This is a genomic window from Haloferax sp. DFSO60, assembly GCF_046557615.1.
Classification (GTDB): domain Archaea; phylum Halobacteriota; class Halobacteria; order Halobacteriales; family Haloferacaceae; genus Haloferax.
In genome coordinates this window covers 1,656,776-1,672,429 of sequence record NZ_JBKIII010000001.1, presented here as the reverse complement: position 1 = coordinate 1,672,429, position 15,654 = coordinate 1,656,776, and the positions used below count along the sequence as shown (strand labels likewise).

The 15,654-nt window shown below is 59.4% G+C and carries 13 protein-coding genes; 5 read left to right on the top strand and 8 right to left on the bottom strand.

Going from position 1 to position 15,654, the window contains the following annotated elements:
- The first annotated feature begins 149 nt into the window (after positions 1 to 149).
- A complete protein-coding gene (locus tag ACK509_RS08975; protein ID WP_410766139.1) occupies positions 150 to 1,889 on the top strand; it encodes an excinuclease ABC subunit C in 1,740 nt (579 codons plus the stop codon).
- A gap of 96 nt (positions 1,890 to 1,985) precedes the next feature.
- On the opposite strand, the gene mdh is transcribed toward ACK509_RS08975, so the two are convergent.
- Positions 1,986 to 2,900, bottom strand: coding sequence for a malate dehydrogenase (gene mdh / locus ACK509_RS08970; protein ID WP_410766137.1), 915 nt, complete (start codon positions 2,898 to 2,900; stop codon positions 1,986 to 1,988).
- 177 nt (positions 2,901 to 3,077) lie between these two features.
- Here mdh and ACK509_RS08965 point away from each other — a divergent pair, with 177 nt between their 5' ends.
- Both ACK509_RS08965 and ACK509_RS08960 read left to right on the top strand, forming a co-directional pair.
- Positions 3,078 to 3,665 (top strand): Sjogren's syndrome/scleroderma autoantigen 1 family protein, encoded by a 588-nt coding sequence (locus ACK509_RS08965; RefSeq protein ID WP_410766136.1) that lies wholly within the window; start codon positions 3,078 to 3,080, stop codon positions 3,663 to 3,665.
- A gap of 34 nt (positions 3,666 to 3,699) precedes the next feature.
- Complete coding sequence (locus ACK509_RS08960) at positions 3,700 to 4,089, top strand: universal stress protein (protein WP_410766135.1); 390 nt, start codon at positions 3,700 to 3,702, stop codon at positions 4,087 to 4,089.
- 18 nt (positions 4,090 to 4,107) lie between these two features.
- Here ACK509_RS08960 and ACK509_RS08955 read toward each other — a convergent pair whose 3' ends face one another.
- The 5 genes from ACK509_RS08955 to ACK509_RS08935 all read right to left on the bottom strand — a co-directional run bounded on the left by ACK509_RS08955 (position 4,108) and on the right by ACK509_RS08935 (position 9,423).
- A complete protein-coding gene (locus ACK509_RS08955; RefSeq protein ID WP_410766134.1) occupies positions 4,108 to 4,344 on the bottom strand; it encodes a hypothetical protein in 237 nt (78 codons plus the stop codon).
- 150 nt (positions 4,345 to 4,494) lie between these two features.
- Positions 4,495 to 6,987, bottom strand: a complete 2,493-nt coding sequence (locus ACK509_RS08950) for a DEAD/DEAH box helicase (RefSeq protein ID WP_410766132.1) — start codon at positions 6,985 to 6,987, stop codon at positions 4,495 to 4,497.
- Positions 6,988 to 7,352: 365 nt separating this feature from the next.
- Positions 7,353 to 8,339, bottom strand: coding sequence for a Zn-ribbon containing protein (locus tag ACK509_RS08945; RefSeq protein WP_410766131.1), 987 nt, complete (start codon positions 8,337 to 8,339; stop codon positions 7,353 to 7,355).
- A 47-nt stretch (positions 8,340 to 8,386) separates the two neighbouring features.
- The gene (locus ACK509_RS08940; RefSeq protein ID WP_410766129.1) at positions 8,387 to 8,776 is read right to left on the bottom strand and encodes a DUF2073 domain-containing protein; all 390 of its coding nucleotides are present in this window, start codon (positions 8,774 to 8,776) and stop codon (positions 8,387 to 8,389) included.
- Positions 8,777 to 8,781: 5 nt separating this feature from the next.
- Entirely contained in the window at positions 8,782 to 9,423 is a 642-nt protein-coding gene (locus tag ACK509_RS08935; RefSeq protein ID WP_410766128.1) for a GTP-binding protein, read from the bottom strand.
- 1,505 nt (positions 9,424 to 10,928) lie between these two features.
- Between ACK509_RS08935 and ACK509_RS08930 the strand changes: the two genes are divergently transcribed.
- Positions 10,929 to 12,530, top strand: a complete 1,602-nt coding sequence (locus ACK509_RS08930; protein WP_410766277.1) for a Cdc6/Cdc18 family protein — start codon at positions 10,929 to 10,931, stop codon at positions 12,528 to 12,530.
- 93 nt (positions 12,531 to 12,623) lie between these two features.
- Here the strand turns inward: ACK509_RS08930 and ACK509_RS08925 are convergent, their stop codons facing one another.
- Positions 12,624 to 13,313, bottom strand: a complete 690-nt coding sequence (locus ACK509_RS08925) for a S26 family signal peptidase (RefSeq protein WP_410766276.1) — start codon at positions 13,311 to 13,313, stop codon at positions 12,624 to 12,626.
- A gap of 202 nt (positions 13,314 to 13,515) precedes the next feature.
- On the opposite strand from ACK509_RS08925, the gene ACK509_RS08920 reads away from it, so the two are divergent.
- Positions 13,516 to 15,114, top strand: a complete 1,599-nt coding sequence (locus ACK509_RS08920) for a DNA-directed DNA polymerase II small subunit (protein ID WP_410766127.1) — start codon at positions 13,516 to 13,518, stop codon at positions 15,112 to 15,114.
- A 62-nt stretch (positions 15,115 to 15,176) separates the two neighbouring features.
- Here ACK509_RS08920 and ACK509_RS08915 read toward each other — a convergent pair whose 3' ends face one another.
- Positions 15,177 to 15,608, bottom strand: a complete 432-nt coding sequence (locus tag ACK509_RS08915) for a hypothetical protein (RefSeq protein WP_410766126.1) — start codon at positions 15,606 to 15,608, stop codon at positions 15,177 to 15,179.
- Positions 15,609 to 15,654: the final 46 nt, after the last annotated feature.

Below are 15,654 nucleotides of genomic sequence, written 5' to 3'. Positions count from 1 at the left end.
TTAAAGATACGACCTAGCATTTGCGCCAATCTTCCAGAGAATCCTATGAGTAGCTTTCGCGGCAGTTATCAACCCCGATAACTAGCACCACCAGTTTACGACCACAAAACGCGTCACCCTCAAGCCGTTCGCGTGGTAAGAACCCCCAGATGGACGCAGACGCGGTACGGACGCGGGCAGGTGAGTTACCCACTGACCCAGGGGTATATCAGTTCATCGCCGGAGACACAGTCTTGTACGTCGGCAAGGCGGTCGATATCCGCGCCCGCGTTCGGTCCTACGCGGACCCGCGTTCGCAACGTATCGCTCGGATGGTCGAGAACGCGGCGCGAATCGACTTCGCCGTCACCGACACCGAGACGCAGGCGCTCTTGCTCGAAGCCAACCTCATCAAGCGCCACCAACCGCGGTACAACGTCCGACTAAAGGACGACAAATCCTACCCGCTCGTCCAACTGACGAACCACGCCGTTCCCAGAATTGAAGTCACCCGCGACCCCGCCGACTCGGCGACAGTCTTCGGCCCATTTACCGATAAAACGCGCGTCGAAGTCGTCGTCAAGGCACTCCGCGAGACCTACGGACTCCGCGGGTGTTCGGACCACAAGTACGCGAATCGGTCACGACCATGTTTGGATTACGAGATGGGGCTGTGTACTGCACCCTGTACTGGCGAGATTAGTGAGGCGGACTACGCCGCCGACGTGAAAGCAGTCACCCGATTTTTCGAGGGCGAAACCGGCGTTCTCACCGACCCACTTCGCCGGGAGATGGAATCTGCCTCGCAACACGCAGAGTTCGAACGCGCCGCCAACCTTCGAGACATGCTCGAAGCCGTCGAATCGTTCCACGGCGCAGGCGAAGAAGCCGTCTCCGCCCACAGCGACGACCGAGCAGTGGACGTACTCGGGGTTGCCCTCCGCGGCGACTCTGCGACGGTCGCCCGTCTCCACGCCGAACGCGGCCAGTTAGTCGATAGAACACGCCACCACCTCGATGCACCCGAAGGCGAGGACCGAACCGCCGCCGTCCTCTCGGCCTTTCTCACCCAATTCTACGCCGAACGCGAGTTCCCCGACGCCGTTCTCCTCTCCGAACGGCCCGACGACGAAGACGTGGTCTCGTGGCTCGAAGGCGAAGGCGTCGGCGTCAGGGTTCCCGGTGCTGGCCGAGAGGCAAAACTCGTCGAACTCGCGCTCAAGAACGCTCGACGTCGTGCCGGACGCGACGACGGACTGGCGACGCTTGCCCGCGAACTGCAACTCGACGTGCGCCGTGTCTCACGTATCGAAGGCTTCGACGTGAGTCACGCGCAGGGAACGGCCGTCGTCGGGAGCGACGTGTGCTTCGTCGATGGAAAATCCGATACGAGCGGCTATCGGCGGCGGCGACTCCCCGAGCGCAACGACGACTATGCCAACATGCACGAATTGATTCGCTGGCGAGCGACGCGGGCACTCGAAGGCCGAGACGACCGACCCGACCCCGACTTACTCCTCATCGACGGCGGCAAGGGCCAACTCAACGCCGCGCTCGATGCCCTCGAAGAAACAGGCTGGGACGTCCCTGCGGTCGCGCTGGCAAAAGAAGAAGAACTAGTCATCACGCCCGACCGGACGTTCAACTGGGATTCGAACGCGCCGCATCTGCACGTCCTCCAGCGCGTCCGCGACGAGGCGCACCGCTTTGCTGTCCAATATCACCAGACCCTCCGCGACGAGGTGAAGACCGTCCTCGACGACGTGCCCGGTGTCGGCCCGAAGACGCGACGGGCACTACTTACTCGGTTCGGGAGCGTCGAAGGGATTCGAGACGCCTCGATAGCCGATTTGACGGACGTGCCGGGCGTCGGCGAGAAGACGGCCGCGGCGCTGAAACAGCGGTTGTGAGCGACGGCAGGGAACTGACAGTGAGCGGTTGCCGCCACGGCACCGCGAACGCCGTCGCTCGCGGCGGGTGAAAAACGTGGAAAACTGGGGTCTCGCTTACGCGATTTTGTTGTACTGGTCGTGAAGCTTCTCGGCGGCGTCGTCCATGAGGTCGGACTCGTAGTCGTCGAGGTCCCATTCGACGACTTCTTCGATGCCGTTGGAGCCGAGTTTGACCGGGACACCGAAGGCGGTGTCTTCGTAGCCGTATTCGCCGTCGAGGACGAGCGAACCGGGGAGGACTTCGCCAGTGTCGCGGAGGACGGCCTCGGTCATGTGAGCGACGCCCGTTGCCGGACCCCACTGGGTTGCGCCCTTGCGCTCGATAACGTCCATCGCGGATTCCTTGAGGTCGCCGAGAATCTCCTCTTTCTCGTCGGCAGAGAATTCGGGGTCTGCGCCATCGACGCGGACCTTCGAGAACACGGGCACTTGTGCGTCGCCGTGTTCGCCGAGGATGGTCGCTTCGACGTTCTTAACGGGTGCGTCGAAACGCTCGCTCAGGACGTAGCGGAAGCGTGCGGAGTCGAGACGGCCACCGAAGCCGATGACTTTGTGGCGGTCGCGGTCGCCCGCCTCGTAGAGGTGACGGTTGAGCAAGTCGACGGGGTTCGACGTCGTGATGGACACGAAGTCGTCGTTGTACTCAGCGAGGGAAGAACCGATGTCCTCCATGATGGGCGCGTTGTCGCCCGCGAGGTCGATACGGGTCTGACCCGGCTGGCGCGGGATGCCCGCCGTGATGACGACCACGTCGGAGCCAGCGGTGTCTTCGTAGCCACCCTGAGTGATGACGGTGTTCGAGTCGTAAGCGACACCGTGGTTGGTGTCTGCTGCCTGACCGACCGTCTTGTCTTCCATCTTCGGGATATCCACGAACACGAGCTCGTCGCAGATGTCACGAAGCGCGATGTTGTATCCAGCCGCGGCGCCGACCGTTCCGGCCGCCCCAATCACGCTAACTTTCGTCATACCATGTCACAGTCGCCGTGGATTCCGAGTAAACGTTTCGGAACGCCCATCAGAACCGTGTCTGTCGATTTTCGGGTACGTCGTGCGTCGAAGTCGCAAGTCGAAGACGGGCGCAGTGTGCGGGTTCTGCGACCACACGCCGCTGGGTTTTTCGACGTTGCTCGCCACGTTCTGGATATGAGCGACTTCGATAAGGAAAAAGAGCGGCAGCGTCTCCGCGAAAAGTACGAGCAGGACGCCAAGAAGCGCGACTCCACACAGCGGATGAGTGAACTCCTGCTCAAAGGGGCGACGATGACCAACAAACATTGCCCGCAGTGTGGCGACCCGCTGTTTCGCTACAACGGCCAGGAGTTCTGTCCATCGTGTCAAGCCGAGGGCCAACAGGCGAACGCCGCCGCTGACGCCGACACCGGCGCGGCGAGTGCCGCCGAAGAAGTCGCACAGGAAACCGTCGCAGAAGGCAAGTCGGTTCCATCGCAGTCTGTCGATTCTGAAGGAGAGAGCGCCGAAAGTAACGGTTCGGCTGCGTCCAGCCCCGCAGGCGAACAACACCAGTCGAGTGTCGAGCAGATGGGCCACAGGCAAGCGACTCCACGCCAGCGAACTGGCGATTCGAGCCTCAGCGCCGCACGCGAGTCGCTCGTCGAGACGCTGACGTGGGCCGCAAATGAGGCCGCCGCGACCGACGACCCACACCGGGCAAAAGAGTACCTCGCCGCCGCGCGCGAGGCCGCCGAAGCGATTGCCGCACTCGACCGGTAGGAGAACTTACCTTATCGCCCCACGATATCCGGGTATGCGTATTTTAGTCCCCGTTGACGGCACAGAAGCGAGCGGGCGGGCACTGGCGTTCGCTATCGACATGGCAGTCGAGATGGAAGCGACGCTCCACGTCGTTCATTTTACAGATAGAGAAACGGACGCGACAGAAACAATTCTCGACGATGCGCAGGCGAAACTCGACGCCGCAGACATCCCTGACCAGCCCGAACTCACCACCATTACCGTCGCCATCTGGACGGCCGACCGGGTGGGAAAAGAAATCCTCGACCTCGTCGAAACACGCGACTACGACCACGTCGTGATGGGACACCACGAAGACGGTGCAATCGAACGCGCGGTCTTCGGCAGCGCCGCCGAAACCGTCCTCCGCGCCGAAGTGGTCCCGGTGACTATCGTCCCCTAACGGGGCAGGCGACCCGAATTAGGCGACCGAAGCGTGGTTGTTGGAAGAGCCACTGTGCGCATAGTTCCGCGCGTCGGGGCGGAAGTGTGGCATGAGGCAGTAGAGAGCACGCTCGTCTTCTTCTTCGAACTCTGACTCCTCACTCGCGGCGGCGAACATCTCTCGGTCGTCCACATCCGCGTCTTCGTGCTGTGGCTCGCCGTAGAATTTCCGCTGCTTCACTGACTCGTCAGCGTCCGCGAAATTATTACTCATCTTCGAGTAGTAAATTGTGCGCCATCCACATAATGCTTGTTGCGATACAACAATCGTGAGTGATAGAAAATCGTGAACGTTGGAGTGGAAGTTCGAAACCCTCGATTATCGGCAAATGGATAGCAACGGTAAAGAAGATTTTTCGTGGATTTACCGATAGTCAGCGCCGATGACTTCACGGATACGTTCGGCGGTGACCGCACCGACCCCACGTACGTCTTGGAGTTCGTCTTCGCTCGCAATCATCACCGCTTCGACGGTGCCGAACGCTTCGAGGAGATTTCGGGCAGTCACCGGGCCGATGTCGGCGATAGCCGAGACGACGTACTCCTGTTGTTCGTCGAGCGTCTTCGAACTCTTACCACCGTGGACGCTCACGTTACGTTTGCGCTCGGTTTGCTCGCGGAGTGCGATGGTCGCGAGCATCTCGGCGGTGTCGTCTTCGCCCTCTGTGAAGAGGACGCTCACGCCGAAATCGACCGCAATCGACGAGAGGGCACCGCGAATCGCACCGGGGTGGATGTTGCGCTCTTCGTAGAGGCCGCGACCCTCGATGATGAGTATCGGTCGCGCGTAGTGTCGCGTCAGGTCGGCGATTTGCTCGAAGATAGAGCGGTCGCCACCAGTGAGCGTATCGAGGAAGTCCGAGACACTTTTGCGCTCGACCGCGACGCGGTCCGAGAGGACGTAGTCGCCGACAGCGAGGGTTTCGAGTCGCGTCGTCAGGTCGTCGCGTTTCGAGAGCATACGCGCGATGTTCGAGTCGAGTTCGCGCTGGTCGACGACGATTTCGACCCCGTCGTCCGATTGGGCTTTGGCGATTGTACCGGTCGGTTCAGACGACTCGGTGTCACCATCAGCGTCGGCATCCGCCGATTCGTCCTCATCTGTGTCGTCCGGTTCTGCACGTGCGAGTTCTTCCTCGGACGGGCTGAAGTCGGCAAGTCCGGATTGGCCGTTGTTCGCGCCAGTCGATGCGGCCGTCGTCTTCGGCGGTTGGTCCTCGGATTCGTCTCCGTCAACCCCCTCATTTCCGGTGGAACTCTCACTCGATGCGAACGACGCGAGCGCCTGCTGAGCGCTATCTAATTCGGCCTCGATATCCGGTGCAGAGCCTTTCAGTTCACGGAGTTCCTGCTTCATCGTCTTCTCACGACGGCGTGAAATCCAGAAGTACGCCTCGTCACGGGTGTTCTCGGCGAGGAGGACGACGACACGACCATCTGCTTGTCGGCCAGTTCGGCCCTTGCGCTGGATGGACCGAATCGCCGTCGGCACGGGTTCGAAAAAGAGTACGAGGTCAACTTCGGGAACGTCGAGACCCTCCTCGGCGACAGACGTCGAGACGAGTACTTCGAAGTCGCCATCTCGGAATCGGTCGAGCGTCTCTTGTTGCTCTTTTTGGGTCATACCCGACGAGCCTTCGCGGTCACCTTGCCCGACGAATCGGTGGACCGAGAAGTTCTCCGAGAGGAACTCGACGAGAGCTTCGGCGGTGTCGCGCGATTCGGTGAAGACGATGACGCGCTCGCCGTCGTTGAGGCCGAGCGTCTCGGCGAGAAGAATTCGAGTACGGCGGAATTTTGGATGGAGCCCGTCGAACGATTCGGCTTTGCGCATGGCTTCACGGACTTTGGGTTCGGCGACCAGGCGTTGACTCGCCTTCGACGCACCCGACGAGCGAGCGGCATTGCGCTGGCGTTCGAAGTATCGTCGAACCGACTCCACGGATTGCGTCTCCACGAGTTCGACCGCCCGGCGGAGTTTCATCACCTCCGCGTGCGTGGACATGCCCTTGTAGCCCTCCGACTTGTCGGCGTTCATGAGCCGTTGAAGTTCCGCTCGCATCCGGTTGAGGTTCTTCTGCGAGACGTCGGGTTTCGTGGACTTGGCGACGCCCAACTGCTTGAGTTTCTCCAGTCGGTCGGTGATGACCTCGTTGAGCGCGTCTCGAATCTCGATAATCTCGTCGGGCAGTTGGATGCGAACCCACTCCACGTCCGTGTTGTGCGTGTACTCAGCCACGTCCGCGTCCTCTTCGGTCATGACCTCGACTTCGGCGAGACCGAGGTTCTCACAGACTTCTAGAATGGCTTCTTGGTCGCCGCCGGGTGAGGCACTCATCCCAGTGACGAGAGGATGTTTCGCGTCGGCGTGGTAGCGCTCGCCGATGTAAACGTAGGCGTAATCTCCGCTCGCGCGGTGACACTCGTCGAAGGTGAGGTGCGTCACGTCTTCGAGCGAGATTCGGTTTCCGATGAGGTCGTTTTCGACGACCTGTGGGGTGGCGATGACGATGCGCGCATCTTCCCAGAGGGCGGCGCGGTCGTCGGGTCGAACGTCGCCGGTGAAGACGACGATATCGTCTTCGGGGATGTCGAGCGCCGTCCGATAGAAGTCCGCGTGCTGCTGGACGAGCGGCTTTGTCGGTGCGAGAAAGAGCGATTTCCCACCTACTTCGTGTAACCGCTCGGCCGTAACCAAGAGGCTCACCGTCGTCTTACCGAGACCGGTCGGCAGACACACGAGCGTGTTCGCGTCGCGGGCGGCCCCCGCGAGTTGAATCTGGTAGAGGCGTCGCTCGATGAACGCTGGGATGAGTAGCGGGTGGTCAACGTACGCGGGGTCCTGAGAAGCCACCATCGGTGGCGATTGCGCGCCCGTGCGAATAAGGGTTCGCGTAGCACGGTGAAAGTAGTCCGGTCGGCCGCACCGCCACCACACCGAAAGTCACTCGGCGCTGGTCGTGGCCTCGAAATCTGAATCGTCTGGTCGCGCAGTCGGCAACGATGCGCCGACGAGCGCCGCCCACTCTGCGACCTTCTGGTTGTACGGGTCTGTCATCTCGTCTCCCCTCGTGTGATATACTCTCAATTCCCGTATATAACGATTGTGACAGTCATTCTCTCTCGTGGGAACGACTACTCGTCTCCGAAAAAGAGGCATCTCCACTGGAAAAAGAGGGGTTCTGAAAGATTCGTCGTCGCTCGAATGGAATCGAGTACAGGTCAGTCGTCTCGGTTACCTGGTCCCCACGAGTCGGGAACTTCGATGACGTACCGACCGTCTTCTTTGAGCGAAATTATGTACTCGTCTCGGTCGTACAACTCCATGAGGTTCAGTTCGTACTGGCCGGGGCTGAGGATTTTAATGCTCTCGAACTGGTCGTTGAGTTCCTCGCGGAGGTCGTCGAGCGACGGTCGTTCGTCGGATTCGGGTTCGATGACCGTTCCATCCTCCGCTTCCGGACGAGGTGACTCCGAAGATGCGTCGGTCTCGTGCGCGTGTTGTCGTGATTCGGGAGTGGGAGCCTCGGAGGGCGTCTGAGATGTCGATGGGGAAGATTCGACATTCGTCTCTCGATACGCAGCGAGTTCCTCGGGTGAGACAACGTCGCTTCGGGCGCTCCGTTGAGAGTTGTCCTCGTCTTCTTCGATTCGAGCGCGAATTGGGTGGTCGCCCTCGGACGGTTGCCGAGGCGGTGTCTGCTGTTGGTTGGATCGTGGCGATTCTGGCGACTGTGACGACTGCGGTTCGTCGTCTTCGCCGGGTTTCGACGGCCATTCGCCCCACCCTCTCGCCTGTTCAGGTGATTCGGAGCCGCCAGAATCCACAGACGAGTTCTCGTCGTCGAACGTGGCACTGTCGTCAGTTGGCGACGAATCGGCAGTCGTTGGGGACCCGCTCGGTTCGGGTTCCGGTGTCTGCTGACTGTTGACCCAGTCGCTCACCGACATCTCCTCGTTGGAGTCGTCAGTTGGGGGGTCTGTCGCCTGTGCTGCTCGGTTTCGAACTGCGTCTGCGGCAGATGAGGTCAAGTCGCGCGTTCCGGTGCCGGATGCGTTGCCAGCGGCGTCGCTGTCCGATTCGCCCGCGTGTTTCGTCGTCGCAGGCTGGAATTGGAACTTATTGCCGCCGCAACTCGGGCACCCCGAGAGCATCTGCTTCGAGCCGTCGGGGAACACCTTACCGCACGTCGTACATTGATGTGGCATTGGTGGATGTGGGCGCCGGGTGGCGCGTGCTTCGTCTGTTCGACTCCTTACTTCCGCGAGACGAGTGCGCTGATGAGGTTCTCGTCTTTGTGGAGTGTCTCGATTTGATTCGCTGGACCGATGACCGTCAGCTTGGCTGCTGACTGTCGGCCCATGAGTCGGTCGAGGAATCCTTGGTCGCCAGCTTGCGAACTTGGATACGTCTCGATTTCGATACCGTTGAACTCGTCTGGGCTGATTTCAGCCATCGTCACTTCGATGAGTTTGGACTCTTCTTCCGGTGCGAGCCCCTCTTCGAGGATGACGATGTTTCCATCGCGGACCCCATCGAGGATGAGCCGAATCTTCTCCATGCTGGTGAGATTCGACATCCGGTTGCCGCTAATCAGGTCTATCTGAACCCCCGAGTTCCCGTCGGATGCTTTCGCTTCAGGCATTACATTCACCCAAAGTACTGTGCGATTTTCGCGTACACTTCGTCCATATTTTCTCCTTCGAGCGCCGAGAGTTCGACCGTCTCGTGCTGTGGGTATGCGTTGGCGATGCGCTCGACGTTCGAATCTTCGAGGTCGATTTTGTTTGCGAAGATGAGCACCGGGAGGTTCTGACTCTCGATGATGCCGATGAGCATCGTGTTGACCTGCGAGATGGGGTCTTTCGTGCTGTCGAGCACGTAGATGACGCCATCGACGTCTTCACGAAGCCAGTGCATAGCCTCGGCGACGCCCTCGGTGGCCTCGCGGGACCGCCGGACGGCGTCGTCTTTCTCCATGTCGTGGTCGAGAAACTCTTTGTAGTCTACCTTGGTCGTGACACCCGGCGTGTCGACGATGTCGATAGTGACTTTCTTCCCGTCACGTTCGATCTCGACGTTCTCCTTGCGGCGAGCACGGCGAGTCTCGTGGGGGATGTGGCTCTCGGGACCGATGGCGTCACCAGTCCAGTCACGGGCGATACGATTTGCAAGAGTCGTCTTCCCGGCGTTTGGCGGGCCATAGATACCGATTCGCTTTGGCTCGCTCTCCGAAAAGAGCCGGTCGACGGCTCGTGAGATGCTGTCTCTAAGATCTGTAAGCAGTCCCATCTGAGGCCTCCCGCTCCTCCCGAATGTCTTCGTGGAGGGCGTATGCAGGTATGACCCAACCGTACTCACTTAAGCACTACGTCAGACATCAGTCACGTTTGAGACAGAACAACAGAATTGAAAACCCCCTCGCTTCGGGTCGAAAACGGCGGTTTCAGCGTTAATATTCACGAAATACGTACTTCTGCTACCGGGAGGTGGTAATTCACCATACCCTTACATTGTTTCTTTCGCGTGTGCGCGTACTGGTGTCGTTAGAATCAGTCGAGGACTTCGGAGGCAGCGTGTGCCACGAGAACACAAAGCACAGATCAAGATTTCGTGTCGATACAGACAGAGTCGTGTGCTAACACTCCAGTAGATGACGGCATCGCGATGGACTTGAAATCGGGGGATGGCCCATTCAGCGTGTCAATCTCGACGGATTAGCCGAAAATCCACGTCGATAACCTGTCAGACGTTGGTATTGAAATCGGGCGCGAGAGGCGTAACACCCCCACCCCCTCGTTTCAGGTGGAGACGCTCGAAGGGGTGTCGGGGGTGAAACCGCTAGACGGAGAGCGAACCTTGATTTAACCACACAACCCCACAATAATAATCCATTTGCCTCTATTACGGATTTGGTAAGATGTTGGTGGTAATAAAACCCAAGTGTCTAGAGTGGTCACGAATTCGGCCCCACACCTTCGTTGTGTTCCACCCGAAACAAAGGGGTGTGGGGGAGTTCACACCGAGGGGTTTCCCGTCGAACTGGAAACACCCGACTTCTATTCGGAATCACGGGCTCAGAAAAATCTCGTATCCGCGTCTCTCACGAGTCACATCAGCAATCGAAGATTTTCTCGTCTCCACACGAAATAAAGGGGTGGAACCCGCCGAAAATTCTTCTGGAGTGGATATCTAGCCCATCTTTACCGTTGGCCGCTGTCGTGATTGATTGACACTCCGTCTAGCGATTTGTCGTTCGCTGACTTGCGGCGACCGAGGAAGTCGCGTCGATGAGGTCGGTCGGAGACGACATGTGCCAGCGCGCGTTCGATACGCAAGGTGTCACGTGGAAGTTGTATCCTGGAGGGTGCCACAGTGTAAGGTACCACAGTGTAAGGTACCACGTGTTCGGCGTTGTGCTGGTTGTGGTGCTGTTCGTGGGTGAACTAATCGTGAATCGTGAGTTTGTTAGTCGTCACGAGGCCAGCTCAGCGCGATTCGTCTACACCGATGTGGTGTCTACACCAGCTCGAAATCTACACCGACGCGATGCCACACAACCGACACGGACGGTGATTTCTTCACGAGATTTTTCTCGTTCGATTGACTGACTTGATTACTAGTTCATTAATGAGTTAGAGAAGTAAGACTTTTGTACCGGCTATTCGTTTGGTTCCTTTGCATCATCTGGACGCGCCTTTTTCGGCTTCAAAGACGAAAACCCCGTATACCGGGTTTCCCGTCTGATTTCGGCCGTTTCACCGGCGCGTTCCACTCGAAACAAGGGGGTACACATGATGGACGACGACGAGATGTCACGTGGTGACGATGGATACGATGGCCGAACCGACCCGGAGAGCGACTCGTCTGAAACTTCGGAAGAAGTGACGATGGACGAAATCGATATCGAGGCGAGTATCGGCCCTGACACTGATATCTCCGAAGGGACCGACGTCGACCAGCACAAGGATCCCGACGTCGGACTCGACAAGGTCGTGTTGAACAGCGACGAGAACTCGAAGGGACTGTTCGACGACCTGCTCGCAGGCGAACCAATCTTCGAGAACAAAGAGGTGCTTCGCCCCTCGTACACGCCACACGAACTCCCGCACCGGACCGACCAAATCAATCAGATGGCGACGATTCTCGTCTCTGCACTTCGAGGTGAGACACCATCGAACATCCTCATCTACGGAAAGACCGGGACCGGAAAGACCGCGAGCGCGAAGTTCGTGAGCCAAGAACTCGAATCGACTTCGCAGAAGTACGATGTCCCCTGTGAAGTCGAGTACATCAACTGCGAGGTAACCGACACGCAGTATCGCGTCCTCGCGCAGTTGGCAAACAAGTTCATCGAGAAGAACATCGAGCGTATCGAGACCGAACTTGACCAACTCGACGAGATGCGAACGCACGCGACAGAGAACCCAAACGCGCTCGACGATACCCCCTACAGTTCCATTGCAGAAATCGACGAGCGTGCGGAGGAACTCGCCGAAGACGCTGACGAGATGGAGACCGTCCCCATGACAGGGTGGCCGACAGACCGCGTCTATACTACCTTCTTCGACGCCGTAGACTACAAAGAGCGCGTGGTCGTCATCATGCTCGACGAAATCGACAAACTCGTCGAAAAATCGGGCGACGACACGCTGTATAACCTCTCGCGGATGAACTCGGAACTGAACAATTCTCGCATCTCCATCATGGGTATCTCGAACGACCTGAAGTTCACCGACTTTCTGGACCCACGGGTCAAATCGAGTCTCGGTGAAGAGGAAATCGTCTTCCCACCCTACGATGCGAACCAACTTCGCGACATTCTCCAACACCGCGCGGACGTGGCGTTCAAGTCCGGTGCCCTCACCGAAGACGTGATTCCGCTGTGTGCGGCGTTCGCCGCGCAGGAACACGGTGACGCTCGCCGCGCACTCGACTTGCTTCGTACTGCTGGCGAACTCGCCGAACGCGGACAGGCCGACACCGTCGAAGAAGCACACGTACGTCAGGCACAGGATAAAATCGAACTCGACCGGGTCGTCGAAGTCGTTCGCACGCTCCCCACGCAGTCGAAAATCGTCCTCTTTTCTATCATCCTCCTCGAGAAGAACGGTGTCCGCAACATCAACACGGGAGAGGTGTTCAACATCTACAAACGCCTCTGCGAGGAAATCGACGCCGACATCCTCACCCAGCGGCGCGTGACCGACCTCATCTCCGAACTCGACATGCTCGGCATCGTTAACGCCGTCGTCGTCTCGAAAGGTCGCTACGGCCGGACGAAAGAAATCAGCCTCTCGGTTCCCATCGACGAGACCGAAGCGGTCCTCCTCTCGGACTCTCGTCTCGGCGACATCGAGAGCGCACAACCCTTCGTCCAAGCGCGCTTCGACAACTAACTTCGACACCCGAGCGGTTCGATGGTTCTCCCAAAATCCACGCTTCTCTCGACCGCAGAATAGAACGCGATTCAGTAGGTGAGCGACCCCGATTCAGTAACCGAGTGCGAGCGCCGTCTGTGATGCCACTATTCCACTCGAAGCGATGCCCGTTCCTGGCGTCAGCGGCGTTGCAGCCGATAGAGCCCCGCCGAGCGTCAGGCGAACCCATCCGAGGAAGGGAATGCGAATGCGTGCGACACCTTGGACCCACTCGGGTCTCACTGGGGCGCTGATGCCGCTCACCTGGTCGTACCCGGGGTTGGCATCGCCTTTCGTGATGAACCCGGAATACGGTGCGGGACAGTAGGTGAGTTCCTCGCAGTTGTTGGCGTTCATGTACTCCGGATTTGCTCTGTCATACCAGTTTTCACCTTCTTCGACCCAGAGCATCGACCGATGAATAATCGGTGGGCCGCCGAGGCTCGGATTGTCGTAGACGATGACGCTTCCGTAGCCTTTGAACGTGCGATAGCCTGCCTCTTGGCCTGTTTCGGCGGTGACGACGGCGGTCTCGTCGATGGCGGCATCGGGCGCAAATCGTTCGGGTCCCGTGATGAATATCAGGTCGCCTTTCTGCATGTGCGGGTCCATACTTCCGCTCTCGACGGCGACCATCGGCGGCCACACACCGCTGATGGCGAAGAGCAGCGCGCCGATAAGTAACACGGCACCGACGCTGGTCAGCGTCTCGCGGAGGAACAGCAATGGCCCGTCTTGTGCCGTCAAGAACCGACGCAACAACCCTTCGTCGTCGTGGTCCCTGGAGGGAGTTGGTGTGCGGTCTTCGCTCGTAGCGGGCGGAGACGTAGAGTCGCGATTACTGGAGGGCGTATTGCTCGGCGGACGCCCATCGTCAGCACTCATCATCCACCGTTTAGCCGGACCGGGTTTCAACGTTCTGGGTTTCGGCACCCTTTTGGCGTCGCTTCACCCACTCGGCGGTGTGCCTTTGGAGACGCCGGCGCGCATCGTTCGGGCACTCGTGAGTCGCGGCTACAACGCAGAACGCGAGGCCGTGACACTCATCGCCGGTTCTGACGACCCCGGGCTCACGCTCGCACAGGTCGTCGAATCGACGCCCGACGACGCGCTCCGCATCACTGCTGTCCACGTTCGTGAGGTGCTCGCGTCTGCACCCGTCTCGGACCCGTCGGGGTCAGAGACTGCGAGTGACGACGAGAAAACCTCGTCGGCCCACCGGAAGATATCCGGTCACGACACCGATTCACACCCCCCCGTTTCGCCTGCAACATCGCCCGCTAGCCCGGATGTTCCTGAATCTACATCTCCATCCGAAACAGGGGGGTCGTGGTCTGGCCGGAATCCAGACTTCTCGCTTCGCTCGCTCGCTATCGCCAACGACATGACGGGCGAATCGACCGGAACCGGCGAGTACGACGACTTCGTGAAGGTGTTCCGCGACCGCTACGAGAAGCTCTCGAAGATGCTTCGCGGTCGGGTCAACCATCGCCCCGCGAAGGCGATTTCCAATATGTCCGGCGGTGAGGAAGCCGAGTTGATTGGGCTCGTCAACGACGTTCGCTCCACCAAGAGCGGCCACTGGCTCATCGAACTCGAAGACACGACGGGGACGTTCCCGTGTCTCGTGATGAAAGACCGCGACACCGCGGATGCCGTGAACGAACTCCTCATGGACGAGTGTATCGCCGTGCAGGGAACGCTCTCCAGCGACGCAGGCATTCTGTTCGTCGATTCGCTCCACTTCCCCGACGTACCTCGTGGTCACCGACCGAACACGGCCGACCGCCACGTGCAGGCCGCACTCATCTCGGACGTTCACGTTGGCAGCCAGGAGTTCATGGAAGACGCGTGGAACGAGTTTGCGAACTGGCTCCACACCGAAGAGGCAGAACACGTCGAGTACCTGCTCATCGCGGGCGATATGGTCGAAGGTGTCGGCGTCTACCCGAATCAGGACAAGGAACTAACGATTATCGACATCTACGAGCAGTACGAGGCCTTCTCCGAACACCTCAAGCAGGTTCCGGGTGACCTCGATATCGTGATGATTCCGGGCAACCACGACGCGGTTCGCCTCGCCGAACCACAGCCCGGATTCGACGAGAACCTTCGGGACATCATGTCGGCTCACGACCCTCGAATCGTGAGCAACCCGGCGATGGTCAACCTCGAAGGCGTCAACATCCTCATGTACCACGGCGTCTCGCTGGACGAAGTTATCGCCGAACTGCCCGCCGAGAAGGCGAGTTACGACGAACCGCACAAGGCGATGTACCAACTCCTGAAAAAGCGACACGTCGCCCCACAGTTCGGTGGCCACACTCGTCTCGCACCCGAAGAACAAGACTACCTCGTGATGGAGGAAGTCCCCGACATCTTCCACACCGGCCACGTCCACAAACTCGGCTGGGGGAAGTACCACAACGTCCTCGCGGTCAACTCGGGATGTTGGCAGTCACAGACTGACTTCCAGAAGTCCGTCAACATCAACCCCGACTCGGGCTACGCGCCCATCGTCGACCTCGACACGCTCAGTATGACCGTTCGTAAGTTCAGCTAAATCCGGCGCGTCGTCGCCGTTGCAGTCGTTGCCTCTGGGCCCGTCGCCTCTACTTCGGTTTCTCACTCGGCCGTTTCGTCTAACCGATAGAGTACCGTCTGTTCGCCGTCGAAGCGCGGGCCGTACCCGAGACGCTCGAAGCCCGCTTGTTCGACGGTGTCAGCGAGATTGGCTTCGGATTCGACGAGTAATATCTCGACTGGAAAGCTCTCTGTGGCGGCGAAACCGAGCGGTTCTTCGAGCAGTCGCTCGACGGCAGTTTCGGTCCCATCGAGTCGAGTGACGTGGACGACACCGTCGCGAACGTCGAAGCCGACGAAGCCGTGAATCGGTTCCGAGGCGGAGGGCGCATCGACGTTCGGGTCCGCACCGAGGTCGTCGGTCGCAACGCGAACCGTCCGCTCGCGGATGAGTCGTCGCATCGCGGCCGTCGGCGCGTCTGCAAGGGCCGCAAGCTTGTCTGCATCCGTTTCGACGGCGTCTCGCACATCCATAGTCGATAATTCCCCTCCTTCGGGTATAAACCTCCGCCCAAAAACT